This window comes from Mesorhizobium sp. M6A.T.Ce.TU.016.01.1.1, from assembly GCF_003997065.1.
GTDB classification, from domain to species: domain Bacteria; phylum Pseudomonadota; class Alphaproteobacteria; order Rhizobiales; family Rhizobiaceae; genus Mesorhizobium; species Mesorhizobium mediterraneum.
Map to the genome: position 1 here is coordinate 19131 of NZ_RZTJ01000012.1, position 16318 is coordinate 35448.

Annotated in this window: 16 protein-coding genes; 8 read left to right on the top strand and 8 right to left on the bottom strand. The window is 65.0% G+C overall.

Translation table 11 applies throughout. From position 1 onward, the window contains the following. Window positions 1-8: 8 nt before the first annotated feature. Entirely contained in the window at window positions 9-641 is a 633-nt protein-coding gene (locus tag EOC94_RS20930; RefSeq protein WP_126107371.1) for a CoA pyrophosphatase, read from the bottom strand. A 14-nt stretch (window positions 642-655) separates the two neighbouring features. After that, window positions 656-1285, bottom strand: coding sequence for a DUF1285 domain-containing protein (locus EOC94_RS20935; protein WP_126107370.1), 630 nt, complete (start codon window positions 1283-1285; stop codon window positions 656-658). A gap of 146 nt (window positions 1286-1431) precedes the next feature. Between EOC94_RS20935 and EOC94_RS20940 the strand changes: the two genes are divergently transcribed. Genes EOC94_RS20940 through EOC94_RS20955 form a run of 4 tightly spaced genes read left to right on the top strand, consistent with a single transcriptional unit; the run spans window position 1432 to window position 8275 of the window. Continuing rightward, entirely contained in the window at window positions 1432-2436 is a 1005-nt protein-coding gene (locus EOC94_RS20940; RefSeq protein ID WP_126105251.1) for a MoxR family ATPase, read from the top strand. Continuing rightward, a complete protein-coding gene (locus tag EOC94_RS20945) occupies window positions 2436-3350 on the top strand; it encodes a DUF58 domain-containing protein (protein WP_126105250.1) in 915 nt (304 codons plus the stop codon). Before EOC94_RS20940 ends, EOC94_RS20945 begins: the two co-directional genes overlap by 1 nt. After that, on the top strand, window positions 3347-6172 hold the full coding sequence (locus tag EOC94_RS20950; protein WP_095484210.1) for a DUF4159 domain-containing protein: 2826 nt from the start codon (window positions 3347-3349) through the stop codon (window positions 6170-6172). The genes EOC94_RS20945 and EOC94_RS20950 overlap by 4 nt, the downstream gene beginning before the upstream one ends. 3 nt (window positions 6173-6175) lie before the next feature. Continuing rightward, the gene (locus EOC94_RS20955) at window positions 6176-8275 is read left to right on the top strand and encodes a hypothetical protein (RefSeq protein ID WP_127293186.1); all 2100 of its coding nucleotides are present in this window, start codon (window positions 6176-6178) and stop codon (window positions 8273-8275) included. Between the two features lie 175 nt (window positions 8276-8450). On the opposite strand, the gene clpS is transcribed toward EOC94_RS20955, so the two are convergent. From clpS to EOC94_RS20970, 3 genes are all read right to left on the bottom strand, one after another. Then, window positions 8451-8756, bottom strand: coding sequence for an ATP-dependent Clp protease adapter ClpS (clpS, locus tag EOC94_RS20960; RefSeq protein ID WP_126105247.1), 306 nt, complete (start codon window positions 8754-8756; stop codon window positions 8451-8453). Window positions 8757-9045: 289 nt separating this feature from the next. Beyond that, the gene (locus EOC94_RS20965) at window positions 9046-9261 is read right to left on the bottom strand and encodes a hypothetical protein (protein WP_095484207.1); all 216 of its coding nucleotides are present in this window, start codon (window positions 9259-9261) and stop codon (window positions 9046-9048) included. A 36-nt stretch (window positions 9262-9297) separates the two neighbouring features. Next, window positions 9298-9627 carry a hypothetical protein gene (locus tag EOC94_RS20970; RefSeq protein WP_127293342.1) on the bottom strand — a complete coding sequence of 110 codons (330 nt, stop codon included), beginning with the start codon at window positions 9625-9627 and terminating at the stop codon, window positions 9298-9300. Window positions 9628-9865: 238 nt separating this feature from the next. Here EOC94_RS20970 and EOC94_RS20975 point away from each other — a divergent pair, with 238 nt between their 5' ends. Beyond that, the gene (locus EOC94_RS20975; RefSeq protein ID WP_095484205.1) at window positions 9866-10582 is read left to right on the top strand and encodes a response regulator transcription factor; all 717 of its coding nucleotides are present in this window, start codon (window positions 9866-9868) and stop codon (window positions 10580-10582) included. After that, window positions 10579-11985 carry an ATP-binding protein gene (locus EOC94_RS20980; RefSeq protein ID WP_127293188.1) on the top strand — a complete coding sequence of 469 codons (1407 nt, stop codon included), beginning with the start codon at window positions 10579-10581 and terminating at the stop codon, window positions 11983-11985. Before EOC94_RS20975 ends, EOC94_RS20980 begins: the two co-directional genes overlap by 4 nt. Before the next feature lie 239 nt (window positions 11986-12224). On the opposite strand, the gene choV is transcribed toward EOC94_RS20980, so the two are convergent. The 3 genes from choV to EOC94_RS20995 all read right to left on the bottom strand — a co-directional run bounded on the left by choV (window position 12225) and on the right by EOC94_RS20995 (window position 15316). Continuing rightward, on the bottom strand, window positions 12225-13406 hold the full coding sequence (gene choV / locus EOC94_RS20985; RefSeq protein ID WP_095484203.1) for a choline ABC transporter ATP-binding protein: 1182 nt from the start codon (window positions 13404-13406) through the stop codon (window positions 12225-12227). Then, entirely contained in the window at window positions 13403-14257 is an 855-nt protein-coding gene (gene choW / locus EOC94_RS20990; RefSeq protein ID WP_095484202.1) for a choline ABC transporter permease subunit, read from the bottom strand. The genes choV and choW overlap by 4 nt, the downstream gene beginning before the upstream one ends. Before the next feature lie 123 nt (window positions 14258-14380). After that, window positions 14381-15316, bottom strand: a complete 936-nt coding sequence (locus tag EOC94_RS20995) for a choline ABC transporter substrate-binding protein (protein WP_127293190.1) — start codon at window positions 15314-15316, stop codon at window positions 14381-14383. Window positions 15317-15339: 23 nt separating this feature from the next. On the opposite strand from EOC94_RS20995, the gene EOC94_RS21000 reads away from it, so the two are divergent. Next, window positions 15340-15537: a hypothetical protein gene (locus EOC94_RS21000; RefSeq protein ID WP_095484200.1), complete on the top strand. Its 198-nt coding sequence runs from the start codon at window positions 15340-15342 to the stop codon at window positions 15535-15537. A 46-nt stretch (window positions 15538-15583) separates the two neighbouring features. After that, window positions 15584-16189 (top strand): thymidine kinase, encoded by a 606-nt coding sequence (locus tag EOC94_RS21005; RefSeq protein WP_095484199.1) that lies wholly within the window; start codon window positions 15584-15586, stop codon window positions 16187-16189. Window positions 16190-16318 lie beyond the last annotated feature (129 nt).

Sequence of the window (16318 nt, forward strand, 5' to 3'; positions counted from 1 at the left end):
CCGGCCGCTCACGTATAGAGCCTTTCATAGAGCGTGCGAATGATGCCAGCGGTGACGCCCCAGATGCGCTGGCCGCCATAGGGCATCTCGTAGAAGACCCATTCCAGGTCGTTCCACATGCGACTGTCGCGGCCATGGTTGGCCGGGTCCATCAGGAAGCGCAGCGGCACCTCGAAGACGGCGTCGACCTCCTCGGAATTCAGCGTCAGTGAAAAACCCGGCTGCACGATCCCCAACACCGGGGCGATGCGATAGCCGCTGCCGGAGACATAATCGGGCATGCGGCCGATGATCTCGATCCGGTCCTGGCCAAGACCGATCTCCTCGAACGTCTCGCGCAATGCCGCCGTCTCCGGGCTCGCGTCGGTCGGGTCGATCGTGCCGCCTGGAAAAGCCACCTGCCCCGAATGGTTGCGCAGGTTTTCCGCCCGTTTGGTCAGGAGAACCGTGGCGTCGCGTCCGTGATCGACCACCGGGATGAGCACCGCGGCATCGCGCAGGGCCTTCGCGAGCTTTAAACGCGGATGGCCGGGATTGAAGCGATGGTCGCCGTAATCGTCTGCGGCATGCGCTAGCGGCTGTGCCGCGACACGGGCGCGAAAATCCTCGGCGGAAAACGGCACCGGCGTCACCTGATCCATCATACGCTGCCCCATCACGCGCTCAGCCGCTGCAGTTTTTCCGCCGGCATGATCGGATAGACCGCGCCCTTCGAGCGGACGGCAAACATCCTCCTGCCGCCGACCTCGATCTCTTCGCCATGCTCGACCAGTTCGTACATGACCGGCCGCGCCACCAGCGCCTCCAGCCGTCCGCGCACCAGCACATAGGGTTTCAGGCCACCGGTCGCATCCTCGTCGACGAAGCGCAGCGGATGGTCCGGCCCGGCCTCGACCACATCGCCGACATTGGTGCGGAAGGTGATGACTTGGCCATCGCCGGTGCCGCAAACGTCCATCTCGACGGCGATGAAAGGCGCATCGGCGACGCGGATGCCGACCCTTTCCACCGGCGTCACCAGATAGGTCTTGCCGTCTTCGTCCTTGCGCAGCACGGAGGAAAACAGCTGCACCAGCGGCATGCGGCCGATCGGTGTGCCCAGGTAGAACCAAGTGCCGTCCTGTCTGATCTCCATGTCGAGATCGCCGCAAAAGGCCGGATTCCAGCGCTCCACCGGCGCCGGCCCCTTACCTGCGCGGGCGGCACGCGAGATCAGCGCCTCCAGTCCCCGCGCCTCAGCGACGGCCGTCAAACTCTCTTCACGATCCTCGGCGCGTTCTGTCATGGTCACGAAATAGTCACTGTTGTTCCGCTTGTCAGCCTAAGTCTGTGATTTAAGTTCAAAGACAGGCGCCATGCGAGGCCGAATCGCGGCATTCTGCGGCGTCGAAGGTGCAAGCCGGTATTTCCAACGAGAAGGATCGATGCTGCATGAGCGTGATGATCAAGGAAAGCCCGATCAGCGAAAAGGATATGATCGACCAGGCCGAGACGGCGCTGGCCGACATTTCCAGGGTTCGCGATGGCGTCGGCCGCGTCATCTTCGGCCAGGAAAGCGTTGTCGAACGCACGCTGGTGGCGCTGCTGGCCGGCGGCCATGCGCTGCTGGTCGGCGTGCCCGGCCTCGCCAAGACCAAGCTGGTCGAGACGCTGGGCATCGTGCTCGGCCTCGATTCCCGCCGCATCCAGTTCACGCCCGACCTGATGCCGTCCGACATTCTCGGCTCCGAGGTGATGGAGCAGGACGAATTCGGCAAGCGTTCTTTCCGCTTTATCTCCGGGCCGATCTTCGCGCAGCTGCTGATGGCCGACGAGATCAACCGCGCCTCGCCGCGCACCCAGTCGGCGCTGCTGCAGTCGATGCAGGAATACCACGTCACCATTGCCGGTGTCCGCCATGACCTGCCGGCGCCGTTCCACGTGCTGGCAACGCAGAACCCGCTAGAGCAGGAAGGCACCTATCCGCTGCCCGAGGCGCAGCTCGACCGCTTCCTGATGCAGGTCGACATCCTCTATCCGGAAATCGAGGCGGAGCGCCGCATCCTGCTGGAAACCACCGGCATCGAGGACGCCAAGGCGCAGAACGTGCTGCAGCCGGCGCGACTGAAGGAGATCCAGACCTTGATCCGCCGCATGCCGGTGCCGGAAAGCGTCGTCGAGGCGATCCTCCAGCTGGTGCGCTCGGCGCGTCCCGGCCAGGGCAACGCCGAGACCGACAAGCACGTCGCCTGGGGCCCGGGCCCGCGCGCCAGCCAGGCGCTGACATTGTGCGCCCGCGCCCGCGCCCTTTACGACGGACGGCTGGCGCCGTCGGTCGACGACATCAGAGCGCTGGCCGAGCCGGTGCTGCAGCACCGCATGGCGCTGACCTTTGCCGCCCGTGCCGAGGGCACGACCGTTCGCGACGTGGTGGCGAAACTGGCAAAAGGCATCTGATGGCGCGTATAGGCGAGGCCCAGGCACCGGCAGCGACGCGTGACGCGCTCGCCCGCGGCCGGTTGCGGGCGTCGCTGGTCCCTGACCTGCTGGTCGAGGCGCGCCGCATCGTCAACACGGTGATCGCCGGCTGGCACGGCCGCCGCAAGCGCGGCATCGGCGAGAATTTCTGGCAGTTCCGGCCCTATGTCGAAGGCGATTCCTCACGTATCGACTGGCGCCGCTCGGCCCGTGACGATCACATCTATGTGCGCGACCGCGAATGGGAAGCGGCCCATACGGTGTGGCTGTGGGCAGATCCCTCGCCCTCAATGCTCTACAAATCGACCGGAGCCCCCGTCTCGAAGGAATCCCGCGCGCTGGTGCTGGCGCTGGCCATGGCCGAGCTTCTGTCGCGCAGCGGCGAGCGTATCGCCTGGCCCGGGCTGACCGATCCGTTCACCGCCCGCAACGGCGCCGAGCGTATCGCGGCGCAACTCACCCATGCCGGCGAATTGCCGGCAAAGCCCGACCTGTCCGGCATTCGCCGCTTCTGCGACATCGTCATCGTCAGCGATTTCCTCGATCCGGTCGAGGACACCATCGCCTGGCTCGACGTGCTCGCCCGCCACGGCGTGCGTGCCCATCTGATCGAGGTCGCCGACCCGGCCGAGGAGAGATTTCCCTATGCCGGCCGTACCGAATTCACCGATCCCGAGACCGGCGACAAGCTGACCGCCGGCCGCGCCGAAACGCTGGGCGATGAATACCGCCTGCTTTACATCGCCCGCCGCCAGGAGCTGACCGACTGGTGCAAGCGGCTCGGCTGGAGCTTCACGGTCAACCACACCGATCGCCTCGCCTCCGATGCGCTGGTGCGTGTCCATATGGCGATGACCGTCGATGGCAGCTCAGCCGGGAGGATCCGCGCATGAGCTGGCTGCCGCTCTCCTTCGGGGCGCCGATGGTGCTGTGGGGCCTTCTGGCGCTGCCGGTGATCTGGTGGCTTTTGCGGTTCACCCCGCCCAAGCCGCAAACCGAGATATTCCCACCGCTGAAGATCCTGGCCCGGGTGCTGAAGCGCGAGGAGACGCCGCAACAGAGCCCGTGGTGGCTGACGCTGCTCAGGCTGCTGATGGCCGCCCTTATCGTTGCGGCGCTGGCCGAACCCGTCTTCAACCCGCGTGAAAAACTGCCGGCCGAAGGCGCCGCCCTTGCGCTGGTCATCGACAATGACTGGGCAAGTGCCGCCGACTGGGGCCAGCGCGTCGCCACGGCCGAACGGCTGATCGCCGATGCCAGCTCCAACGAGGTGCCTGTCATCATCGCCTTCACCGCCGAAAAGCCGAATGCCGAGATCGGCCCCTTCGACGCCGCCGCCGCGCTCGACCGGCTGCGCGCGGCAAAGCCGAGGCCGATCCCGACCGACCGCCCTGCCGTCTACGCCCGCGTCGCGGCAACCCTGGAGAGCTTGCCGGGCGCCAGCGTCGCCGTGCTCGCTGACGGTCTGGCGGCGGAAGGTGACGAGGCCGCCTTCAACACGCTTTTGTCGAAGAACGCCGCCCGTGTCGTCTGGGCCGTTTCCGACAGGCCTACCTTGATCGGCCTGACCGGCGCCGACAACCAGGTGGACGGCTTCGAGCTGACCGCCATCCGCGCGCCGGGCGATCCGGCGCCGGCTCAGGTGACCGCCGGCGCCTTCGACGATAAGGGCCGCCGCATCGCCGACGCCACGCTGACCTTCTCGCCGGGCGAATCCACCGCCACCGGCACGATGGCGGTGCCGTTCGAGCTGCGCAACGATTTCGCCTCGATCGCGCTCGACGGCCAGCGGCAGGCCGGCGCCGTCCGCGTGCTCGACGAGAATTCCAAGCGCCGCCGCGTCGGGCTGCTGTCGCAGGCCGAGGCCGACCAGGCGCAGCCGCTTCTGTCGCCGCTCTACTATATCAGACGCGCGCTGCAGCCCTTCGCCGATTTGGCTGAGCCGTCGAGCGCCGATCTCGCCGACGCCATCCCGCAGCTTCTCGACCAGAAGCCGGCGATGATCGTCATGGCCGATGTCGGCACCATTCCGGAGCAGGTGCGGCAAAGGCTGGTCGACTGGGTCGACAATGGCGGCACGCTGGTGCGGTTCGCCGGCTCGCGGCTGGTCGCCGGCGGCAATGACGACGATCTGCTGCCGGTCAGGCTGCGCACCGGCGAGCGCTCGCTCGGCGGCGCGCTGTCGTGGACGACGCCGCAGGCGGTCACCGATTTTCCGAAGACCGGTCCCTTCGCCGACCTCGCTCCGCCCGCCGAGGTCACCGTCACCAGGCAGGTTCTAGCTGAGCCGACGCCCGATATCGTCGAGCGCACCTGGGCCACGCTTGCCGACGGCACGCCGCTGGTGACCGGAATGAAGAAGGGCAAGGGCACGCTCGTCCTGTTCCATGTCACGCCGGAGGCGACCTGGTCGAACCTGCCGATCTCCGGCAGCTTCGTCGAGATGCTGCGCCGCATCGTGCAACTGTCGCGCAACCAGGGTGCGGCGGTCGCCAATGCCGAGGCCGCCGCCACTTCGCTGGCGCCCTACCGCATGATATCGGCCGACGGCACGCTGGTGCCGCCGACGCCGGATGCAAGGCCGCTGGTGCCGGGTGCCGGCCCGCTGCCGGTGACGTTCGAGAACCCGCCCGGCCTGTACGGCTCCGAAACCGGCGTCTTCGCCCACAATCTGCTCAATGCCGAAAGCAGCTTCGCGCCGCTGGTCCGTCCTCAGATCACCGTGCCGGTCACCACCATCCAGTACGCTTTCGACGAATCGCACAATTTGAAAGGCCCACTGGTGGCGGCGGCGCTGTTGCTGATGGTGCTCGACACGCTGGCCGTGTTCTGGATGGGCGGCCTGTTCTCGCGCCGGCCGCGCCGCGCCGGCACTGCTGCCGCAACCACCGCCGCCCTGCTGATTGCGCTCGGCGCCCTGGGCGGCCACACCGACATCGCCCGCGCCGACGATGCCAAACCGGGCGATGACCGGGCGATCGAGGACATTTCGAAGACCCGGATCGCCTATGTGCAGACCGGCGAACAGAGCGTCGATTCGATCAGCCGGGCCGGGCTGGAGGGCCTGACCCGCTTCCTGATCGAGAAGACCGCGCTCGAGCCGGGCGCGCCGGCCAGCGTCGATATCTCGAAGGACCAGCTGTCCTTCTATCCGCTGATCTACTGGCCGATCGACCCTGCCGCGCCGATGCCGAGCCAGGCCGCGATCGCCCGCGTCGACGCCTATATGCAGCAGGGCGGCACGGTGCTGTTCGACACGCGCGACCAGTTCGCCACCGGCATCGGCGCGGATTCGGCCAGCCCGGCGACGGAGCGGCTGCGCGACATCCTCGGCAACCTCAACGTGCCGCCGCTGGAACCGGTGCCGTCGGACCATGTGCTGACCAAATCCTTCTACATCCTGCCTGAGTTTCCCGGACGCTTCGCCGGCAGCCCGCTCTGGGTCGCGGCGTCGCTCGAAGCCAGCAACACCGAGAACCGCCCGGTGCGCACCGGCGACGGCGTCTCGCCGATCATGATCACCGCCAATGATTTCGCCGGCGCCTGGGCGGTTGACGAGAATGGCGACCCGCTTTTGCCGACCGTGCCGTCGGACCCGATGCAGCGCATTTACGCGCTGCGCGCCGGGGTCAACATCATGATGTACATGCTGACCGGCAATTACAAATCCGATCAGGTGCATGTGCCGGTGCTGCTCGAACGGCTGGGGCAGTAGGCCATGAATTGGTCGCTCGCCTTCGAACCGCTCATTTCCTGGCCGCTGCTTGGCTTGGTGCTGGCGCCGCTGTTGCTGCTGGCACTGGTCGGCCTGTGGTTTCGCCAGCGCGGCGCGGTCTTCCGTTTCGCCGCCCTGCTCGCGCTGGGTGCGGCCCTGCTCAACCCTGTGGCCCTCGACGAAGAGCGCGAGGCGCTGAAAAGCGTCGTCGTCGTCGTCGTCGACCGCAGCCAGAGCCAGGACATTGGCGAACGCACCAAGCAGACCGACGAGGCGCTGGCCGGGCTTCAGCAGCGCCTCGGCCGCTTCAAGCAGTTCGACGTCCGCGTTGTTGAGGCCGGCAAGTCGGAAGCCGCCGAGGAGCGCACTGAAACGCGGCTTTTCGGTGCGCTTGAAAGCGCTTTCCGCGACGTGCCGCCTTCGCGCATCGGCGGCGCCATCATGATCACCGATGGCGAGGTGCATGACGCCCCCGCCGGCACACCCGACTTCCACGCCCCGCTGCACGCCCTGATCACCGGCAACGACCAGGAAAAGGATCGCCGCATCCGCTTCGAGAATGCGCCGCGCTTCGGTCTGGTCGGCAAGCCGCTCGAAATGACCTATCGCGTCATCGGCACCAACAATGAGGCCGGCTCGGTCGATGTGCGCGTGTCGGTCAATGGCGAGCAGGTTTCGGTCGAGCGCGCCACCATCGGCCAGGCCATGCCGCTGCAGGTGACCATTCCCGGCGCCGGCCGCAACATCGTCGAACTCGCCATCGATCCCGAGCCCGGCGAACTCACCGACACCAACAACCGCGCCATCGCGCTGATCGACGGCATCCGCGAGAATTTGCGCGTGTTGCTAGTCTCCGGCGAGCCGCATGCCGGCGAGCGTACCTGGCGCAATTTGCTGAAGTCCGACGCCTCGGTCGATCTGGTCCACTTCACCATTCTGCGGCCGCCGGAGAAGCAGGACGGCACGCCGATCAACGAATTGTCGCTGATCGCGTTTCCGACGCGCGAGCTGTTCGTCGAGAAGATCAAGGATTTCGACCTGATCATCTTCGACCGCTACCAGCACCGCGACGTGCTGCCGATCCTCTATTACGACTACATCGCCGAATATGTCGAGAAAGGCGGCGCGCTGCTGATCGCGGCAGGGCCCGAATATGCCGGTGAAAGCTCGATCGCCCGCACGCCTTTGATGTCGGCGCTGCCGGCGATGCCGACCGGCGAAGTTGTCGACAAGGCGTTCTATCCACGCCTCACCGAACTCGGCCAGCGCCATCCGGTGACGCGCGGACTCGACGGCTCCGCCACCGAGCCGCCGCACTGGAGCCGCTGGTTCCGCACCATCGGCGTCGAGAACCCCGAGGGCGAGGCGGTGATGAAGGGCGCGGACAACCGTCCGCTGCTCCTGCTCGACCGCAAGGGCGAAGGCCGCGTCGGCATGTTTCTGTCCGACCAGGGCTGGCTGTGGGCGCGCGGCTTCGAGGGCGGCGGCCCGCATGTCCAGCTCTATCGCCGCATCGCCCATTGGCTGATGAAGGAGCCCGAGCTCGAGGAAGAGCGGCTGACCGCCGACGGCCGCGGCATGATGCTGGAAATCCGCCGCCAGACAATGAGCGACGACCCCGGCCCGGCGCAAATCATCACCCCGTCCGGCAAGGGGCTGACCGTCAAGCTCGAGAGGGCCGAGCCCGGCGTCTTCCTGGGCAGCATCGAGACCAATGAGATCGGCCTCTACCAGGTCGGCAATGGCGACCTGAAGGCGCTTGCCCATGTCGGCCCGGTCAATGCGCCTGAATTCACCGACGTCGTCTCCACCGAAGGCCGGCTGAAAGCGCCGGCCGAGGCCACCGGCGGCAGCGTGCGCCGGCTGGCGCCATCATCGGCGCTTGGGTCGACCGTCGGCAACCTCACAGGCGGAGTGACGCTGCCCTCGGTCGTCCCGGTCCGCGCTTCGGGCGCCGCGAGCGGCAACGACTGGATCGGCCTGCGCACCACCGACGACAGCGTGCTGAAGGCGGTCTCGCGCGTGCCGCTGTTCGGCGGATTCCTCGGCCTCGGCCTGCTGCTTCTGGCATTGGGCTCGATGTGGTACCGCGAAGGGCGGTAGCGCAGCGTTTTATCCTTCTCCCCTTGTGGGAGAAGGTGGATTGGCGCGTAGCGCCAAGACGGTTGAGGGGTGTTGGACGGAGTGTCGGCAGTGCCAAGCTGGAGCACCCCTCATCCGACCGAGCTTCGCTCGGCCACCTTCTCCCACAAGGGGAGAAGGAAGAACGCGAACCGCACTACTCCTCCGGCTCCGTCGTGAACATCAGCGGATAGCCCTTGGCTTTGCCGGCATCGGTCGCCCGCGTCGCCTTGGTCTCGGCGACGTCCCTGGTGAAGACGGCGACGACGCAGACGCCGCGCTGATGCGCGGTGATCATCACCCGCCGCGCCTGGTCTTCGCTCAGCTTGAATTCGCCCTTGAGCACCGTCACCACGAACTCGCGCGGCGTGAAGTCGTCATTGAGGAGGATGACCTTGTAGAGCTTCGGCCGTTCGATCTTCGGCTGCGTCTTGGTGCGGGGTTTTGTCGTGATTTCAGGCATCGGAACCCGGCAGTTGCGCGCAAGAATTTCGCTTTTATTCTGACATGAACGAAAGCGATCGTCCATTTTGAGCCGCGCGCAAACCGCCTTCCAAGCGGGTGCGGCCGTTCACAAGTCCGTGCCTATGTGGGAACTGCCGGTTGCCATTCAACGGCTTGGTGCAGCGAAGCCCGGCGGGAATTTCGATTGGCTCCGCGACAGATGCCGCCCATCTGGAACGAAAAAGAAGACCGCTCCAGGCGCATCGCAACTGGAGCGGTCTTCTTAGTGGACAAGAGATGTCGCTGGATCAGGCCTTCGGAGCTGCCTTGACTGCGTGCTTCTTGTGCTTCTTGACGGTCTTCTTGGCGGCGACCTTCTTCACCATCTTGGCCGGCGCAGCGGTCGTCGCGGTCGTCGCAGCCGCGGTCGTGGTGGCGGCGTTGGCGCTGCTGGCGCCGAGAACCGGCATCGAGAAGGCAAGCGCGATGGCGAGACCGAGAGCGGAGAGGAGGGACTTTTTCATGGCTTCGTTTCCTTGTTGTGCAGATCGGATTGAGGGTCACTGAACGGGGTCGATCGGTGTCACTCCAAGCAGCTTCAAAGCGTTGGCGAGCATCCGGATTCCCTGTGCCTGTTTCTTGTTGGCGCAGAACCGGTCTCCCTTCCTTTGAAGTGCCTTCGCCGCGGTGACCTGCGTTGCCGCGGCATGGGTTTCGAGGGCTTCGTCGAATTGACGGCTCAGATCGCTGCAACGCTCGCTCCGGGTGATCGCCGCCTTTGTATCGGCCACCTTTGCATCGGCCACCTTTGCATAGGATTGTTCGACCGCGGCGGTGATAAGCGACATGCCGAGCAACACACCCATCAAGCTGATCGAGAACCTTTGCATTGGTTTGTCCGTAATCCCGTAACGCGTGCCGCAGCCGATGACCTGACCCGCCACGGCACCACTTATGCCTTTGATTTTTTTCGGGAGTTTTTCCGAACTGTAGAATTTTGTTTCTGGATTGTTTCTGAGCAACCTGTTCGGGGTCGCTTGTCGTCACCGGCCAACATATGGCCTGAATTCTATCGTGTGGGTGATTATCGAACGGCGGTTTCAGCCATCAGTGACAGCAGGGCTCTCAGTGAAATCCGACGCGCACATACTGATCGTCGACGACGACAAGGGCATTCGCGACCTGCTTCAGGAGTTCTTCCAGAAACGAGGGCTGCACACGTCGGTCGCCGCCGACGGTACCGAGATGGAAGCCGTCCTGCGCCGCGCGCAGGTGGACCTTATCGTTCTGGACGTCATGCTGCCCGGAAAGAGCGGGCTGGAGCTTTGCCGCGATCTTCGCGCCAACCATGCGACACCGATCATCATGCTGACCGCCGTCACCGAGACGACCGACCGCGTCGTCGGGCTGGAAATGGGCGCCGACGATTACGTGCCGAAACCTTTCGATCCGCGCGAGCTGCTGGCGCGCATCCGAGCCGTGCTTAGGCGCAACGGCGCCGCCGAGCCGCGGCGGCCCACCTCGCGGCAGATCTACCATTTCGCCGGCTGGACGATGGACTGTTCGCGCCGCCGGCTGATGGCGCCGGGCGATGTCAGGGTCGAGCTAACCATGGCGGAGTTCAACCTGCTGCAGACTTTCGTCAAGAGCGCCCAGCGCGTGCTGAGCCGCGACCAGCTCATCGAACTGTCAGGCGGCGACAGCGGCTACAGCTTCGATCGCAGCGTCGACATTCTGGTCAGCCGGCTGCGGCGCAAGATGGAGGACGACCCGAAAACGCCGAAACTGATCCTGACCGTGCGCAGCGGCGGCTATCAGTTCCTGCCCGAAACGACCTCCGAATGAGACGCGTCCTGCCGCAGACCCTGCCCGTCTGGGTGCTGCTCATCGTCATCGCCGGCCTGCTGATCAGCCAGATCACGACGCTTTACATCGTCTCGCGCGACCGTGCCGCCGCCAACGGCGTGGTCGATCTCTACAGGCTCAATGATCGCGCCTTCTCGCTGGTGCAGCTGATGCATGCCGCCTCGCCCGAAGCACGCAAGGCCACCGCATCCGGCCTGTCCAACGCGACCTACGCGCTTACCGTTTCGGACACGCCCGCCGTCGCCTCGTCGATAGCGGGCGACGACGAACTGGCCGAACTGGAGGACATACTGGTCGGGCGGCTGTCGAAATTCGGCATTACCGATGCGCGGGTTCGGCGCGATCCGGCGACACGGGAAGCCGACGACGGGGGCGCGATCGAGGGTCGCGATGTCGGCGAGGTCGAGCGAGACCTCCTGGTGCTGGCCGCCGATTTCGCCCAGAGCGACAAGCTGACAGCGTCGCTCCGCTTCGCCGACGGCCAATGGCTGAACTTCACCGAGCCGAACACTCCGATGGGGCCGATATTGAGCTTCGACAGCCTGCCGCTCTATGCCTTGATCGCCGGGCTGGTGGTGGCCATGTCGATATGGTCGCTGCGCCGGCTGACCGCGCCCTACCGGATGATGGAAACCGCGGTGAAACGGATCGGCAACGACCTGAAGAGCCCGCCGATCATCGAGATCGGCAGTCGCGAGATCCGCACCGCGGCAAAAGCGGTCAATGCCATGCAGGCAAGGCTGCGCGACTATGTCGAGGATCGCGAACATCTTGCGGCAGCGCTCGCGCACGACCTGCGAACGCCGCTGACAAGAATGCGGCTGCGTCTCGAACTGCTGCGGAAATCGGCGGTTCGCGCCGCGCTGGCGCATGACCTCGCCGACATCGAGGAGATTGCCAGCTCGGTGATCGACTTCGCCACCTTCGAGGTAACCGAGGAGAAGAGCGAACGGATCGATTTCTGGTCGCTCGTGGAATCGGTCGCCGACGGCTACGAGGAGGTTTCGTTCGACAATGACGACACGCGGTCGCGCGGCGTCATCTGCCTTGCGCGGCCGGTCGCGCTCAGGCGCTGTGTCACCAATCTCGTCCAGAACGCCGTGACCTACGGCAAGAGGGCGCATCTCAGCCTGCATCGATCGGGAAGGACGATCACGCTAGCCATCCGCGACGAGGGACCAGGCATACCGCAGGCCGAGCTCGACGCGGTGTTCGGCTCGTTCGTGCGCTTGGAACAGTCCCGCAACCGCCAGACCGGCGGCCTCGGCCTTGGCCTGACGATCGCCCGCAACATCGCCCGCGGCGCCGGCGGCGAGGTAAGCCTGTCCAATCACCCCGGCGGCGGCCTGCTGACGGAGCTGAGATTGCCGCTGGCAACGTAGCTTGCGGTATCGGCCAAGGCAGCATTCCTTCGCGCCCCCCTCTGTCCTGCCGGACATCTCCCCCACTTGGGGGGAGATCGGCGGTTTCGCAGGACGGCTCCCACACTCCAACGTTTGTAGTTGGCGAAATCGGCGATGACAGCCAATCTCCCCACCTGTGGGGGAGATGTCCGGCAGGACAGAGGGGGGCGCGACAGAACTCGGCGTTTGGTCTTCGTTCTCCCCCCGAGGCGAAAAAACTACCGCCGCAACACCGCGCTCAACACATCCCTGATGCCGATGGCGCCGACGAAGCGCGACTGATCGTCGAACAGCGCCACGGGCGCGGTCTGCGAGCGGTGCATGGCCAGCATCACGGTTTTCAGCGAGGTGCCGGGATTGGCCCAGAACACCTGCGCCGTCTCCTCCGGCTGCGCCTCGACATCGGCGCAGGACACCCAGAACGCCGGCTTGCCGTCGCGCTCGGCCGCCGCCACCAGCCCGTGCTCGTCGATCTTGAAACGCGTCGTCTTGCGGCGGTCGAGCCACACCCAGCCGTCCTCGCCGTGGTCGAGGTCGCGGCGGTCGCGCATCACGTTCCAGGCGGTCAGCACCGAGAGCGGATTCACATTGGCGATGAAGTCGCGGACATAGTCGTTGGCGGGGCGCAGCACGATGTCTTCCGGCGCGCCGGTCTGCACGATGCGCCCGCCTTCCATGATGGTGATGTGGCTGCCGATCTTCAGCGCCTCCTCGAGGTCGTGGCTGACGAAGATGATGGTCTTCTTCAGCTCGGCCTGAAGCTGCAGCAACTCGTCCTGCAGCTTGGTCCGGATCAGCGGGTCGAGTGCCGAGAACGGCTCGTCCATCAACAGGATCGGCGCTTCGGTGGCGAACGCGCGCGCGAGGCCAACCCGCTGCTGCATGCCGCCGGAAAGCTCATGCGCGTATTTCTTCGACCACTGGTCGAGATTGACCAGTTTGAGCTGGCGATGCACGCGCTCCTTGCGCTCGGCTTCGGGAACGCCGGCGAGCTCCAGGCCGAGGCCGACATTCTCCTCCACCGTGCGCCACGGCAGCAAGCCGAACTGCTGGAACACCATCGCCACCTGCTTCTGCCGCAGCCGCCGAAGGGTCGCCTCGTCGCAGGTGACGACATCGACCGTCTTGTCGCCGTCCTTGACCAGAACCTGGCCGCGCGAAACGACGTTCAGCCGATTGACGGCGCGCAGCAGCGTCGACTTGCCGGAGCCGGACAGGCCCATGAGCACGGAAATCTCGCCTTCATGCACGGTGAGGCTTGCCCCGGCGCAGCCCAGCACATTGCCGGTCTTTTCGAGGATCTCGGCGCGGGTGGCGCCGCTGTCGATGAGCGCCAGCGAGCCGGCCTGATCGCTGCCGAAGACGATATCGACATTCCTGAAATCGACGGCGACGGTCATTTCTTGCCTCCAACGCCAATGCGGGTCATCCGGTCGAGCACGATGGCCAGCACGACGATGGCGAGGCCGGCCTCGAGCCCGAGGTCGATCCTGCGCGAGCCGAGCGCCCGGTTGATCTCGGTGCCGAGACCGCCGGCGCCGATAAGGGCCGCGAACACCACCATCGACAGCGACAGCATGATCGACTGGGTCAAGCCGGCCATGATGGTGGGCAGGGCCGAAGGCAGCTCGACCTTCCAGAGCAGTTGGCGCCTGGTGGCGCCGAAGGCCTCGCCGGCCTCGATGATCGATTTCGGCACCGAGACGACACCGAGATGGGTGAGACGGACCGAGGTCGGGATGACGAAGATGATGGTGACGATCAGGCCGGGCGCGTTGCCGAGCCCGAACAAGGTCAGCACCGGGATCAGGTAGACGAAGGTCGGCAGCGTCTGCATCAGGTCGAGCACCGGCAGCATGATGCGGTAGACCTTCGGCTTGTGCGCGGCCCAGATGCCGAGCGGCACGCCGATTGCCATCGAGGCGGCGGCGGCGGCAACCACCAGCACCAGCGTCTCCACTGTCTGCTTCCAGAGGTTCTGGTTGAGGATGAACAGCAATCCGATGAAGACGGCGAGCGCCAGGCCCTTCGAGCGCTGCAGGACATAGGCGAGCAAAGCGATCAAAGCGATGAGCAGGACGGGCGGCAACAGAAGAAGTCCGTCGACCATCCCATCGAGCAGGAAATTGAGACCGTTGGAAAAGGCCCTGAGGACGGTGTTGAAATTGTCGGTGAGGAAGGTGAAAAAGGCCTTTCCCCAAGCGCCTATCGGAATCTTGTAGCTGACCAGGAATTTGGAGATCGGATCCATCTAGCCCCTCTTCTGTCGGCGCCGTCCTTGCCGGACGGTCATCTTGTCACAGGATATGAAAAAGGGCAGCCTTTTCTACGTGGCTGCCCTCGTTCCAATTATCCCGAATTCAAGGTTATCGGCTCAGCTTCCGAGCGCGGTCTTGACCGCCGCCGCCGCATCGCCGCCGTCGAAAGTGGTCACGCCGGCAAGCCAGGGGGTGACCGCATCCGGGTGCTTCTTCAGCCAGTCGGTCGCGACCGTATTGGCGTCGCCGCCCTTCAGGATCGCGTCCATCATCTCGCCTTCCATGTCCAGATTGAATTTCAGATTGGCGATGAACTTGCCGACATTCGGGCATTCGGTCATGTAGCCCTTGCGCACGTTGGTATGCACGGTGGCGGCGCCGAAGCCGCTGTCGCCCATGCCGTCGAGATAGGCGAGTTTCATGGCGCCCATCACCGGATGCGGCGTCCAGCCGAGGAAGGCGATCCATTCGTTGTTCTTCATCGACTGCTCGGCCTGGGTGAGCATGCCGGCCTCGGAGGATTCGACCAGTTCGAAACCTTCGAGATTGGTCGCCGGGTCCTTGATCATGTCGAGGATGATGCGGTTGCCGTCATTGCCGGCCTCGATGCCATAGATCTTGCCGTCGAACTTGTCCTTGAACTTGCCGAGGTCGGTCAGCGTCTTGACGCCGGCGTCCGCCACATAGGCCGGCACGACGATGCCGTAACCGGCGCCGCTGAGGTTTTCGCTGACGGTCTCGACCGAGCCGTCGGCGGTGTACTCCTTGATGTCGGCGGTCATCGACGGCATCCAGTTGCCGAGGAAGACGTCGAGGTCCTTGTTCTTCAGCGACGCGTAGGTCACCGGCACCGAAAGCTGGATCACTTCCGGCTCGTAGCCGAGCGCGGTGAGCAGCACCGAGGCGACGCCGGTCGTCGCCTGGATATCGGTCCAGCCGACATCGGAGAGACGCACCGTCTTACAGCTTTCCGGATCGGCGGCGAAAGCTGCACTGGTGGACAGGAAAGCCGCCAGGCCGAGGCCGGCGACGAAGGAATTGAGACGCGACATAAAAATTCTCCCATTTCGATTCTTTGGCGAAGCGAAGTTACGGTTTTTATCTCCGCTTTGTTTCGTCAGCCAAACACCATTCTGGTGCGGTTTCAAGCAATAAGGCAATCGCGATCAACGGCGCGGACTGGCCGATCAGCGACACGCTGCCTGCTGCTCCAGCCGCTTTTCTGCTGGCCAGCCGCTTTTCCGATGAAATGCGCCTTTCCGGTGGAATGTGAGGACGCCCCCTCCCCGCGCCATGCGAACTCGGCTTAAAAGGGCGGCATGGCCAAGCTGTACTTCCACTATGCGACGATGAATGCCGGCAAGACGACGATGCTGCTGCAGGCTTCCTACAATTACCGCGAGCGCGGCATGACGACGATGCTGTTCGTCGCCGGCCACTACCGCAAGGGCGATACCGGGCTGATCTCGTCGCGCATCGGCCTTGAGACGGAAGCCGAGATGTTCCGCGACGGCGACGATCTGTTCGCCCGGGTCGCCGAGCATCACGACCATACGACGGTGCATTGCGTCTTCGTCGACGAGGCACAGTTCCTCGAGGAGGAGCAAGCATGGCAGCTCGCCCGCATCGCCGACCGGCTGGACATCCCGGTGATGTGCTACGGCCTGCGCACGGATTTCCAGGGCAAGCTGTTTTCCGGCTCGCGTGCGCTTCTGGCGATATCAGACGAATTGCGCGAGGTGCGCACCATCTGCCGCTGCGGCCGCAAGGCGACGATGGTCGTGCGCCTTGGCGCGGACGGCAAGGTGGCGAGACAGGGCGAACAGGTGGCGATCGGCAAGGATGTCTATGTCTCGCTCTGCCGCCGCCATTGGGAAGAGGAAATGGGCCGCGCCTCGCCCGACGATTTCATCGGCTTCACCTAAAGCGCACATGCTTTTGTGCGACATGCATTGAGCCTGACCAGCGCTATTTCGCTTTCATCGGTGCCCAGCTACGATCCAGGCGGGGGCCCAAAAGAAAATTCTGCAATTCACGGCCGACTGTCCGTCTCC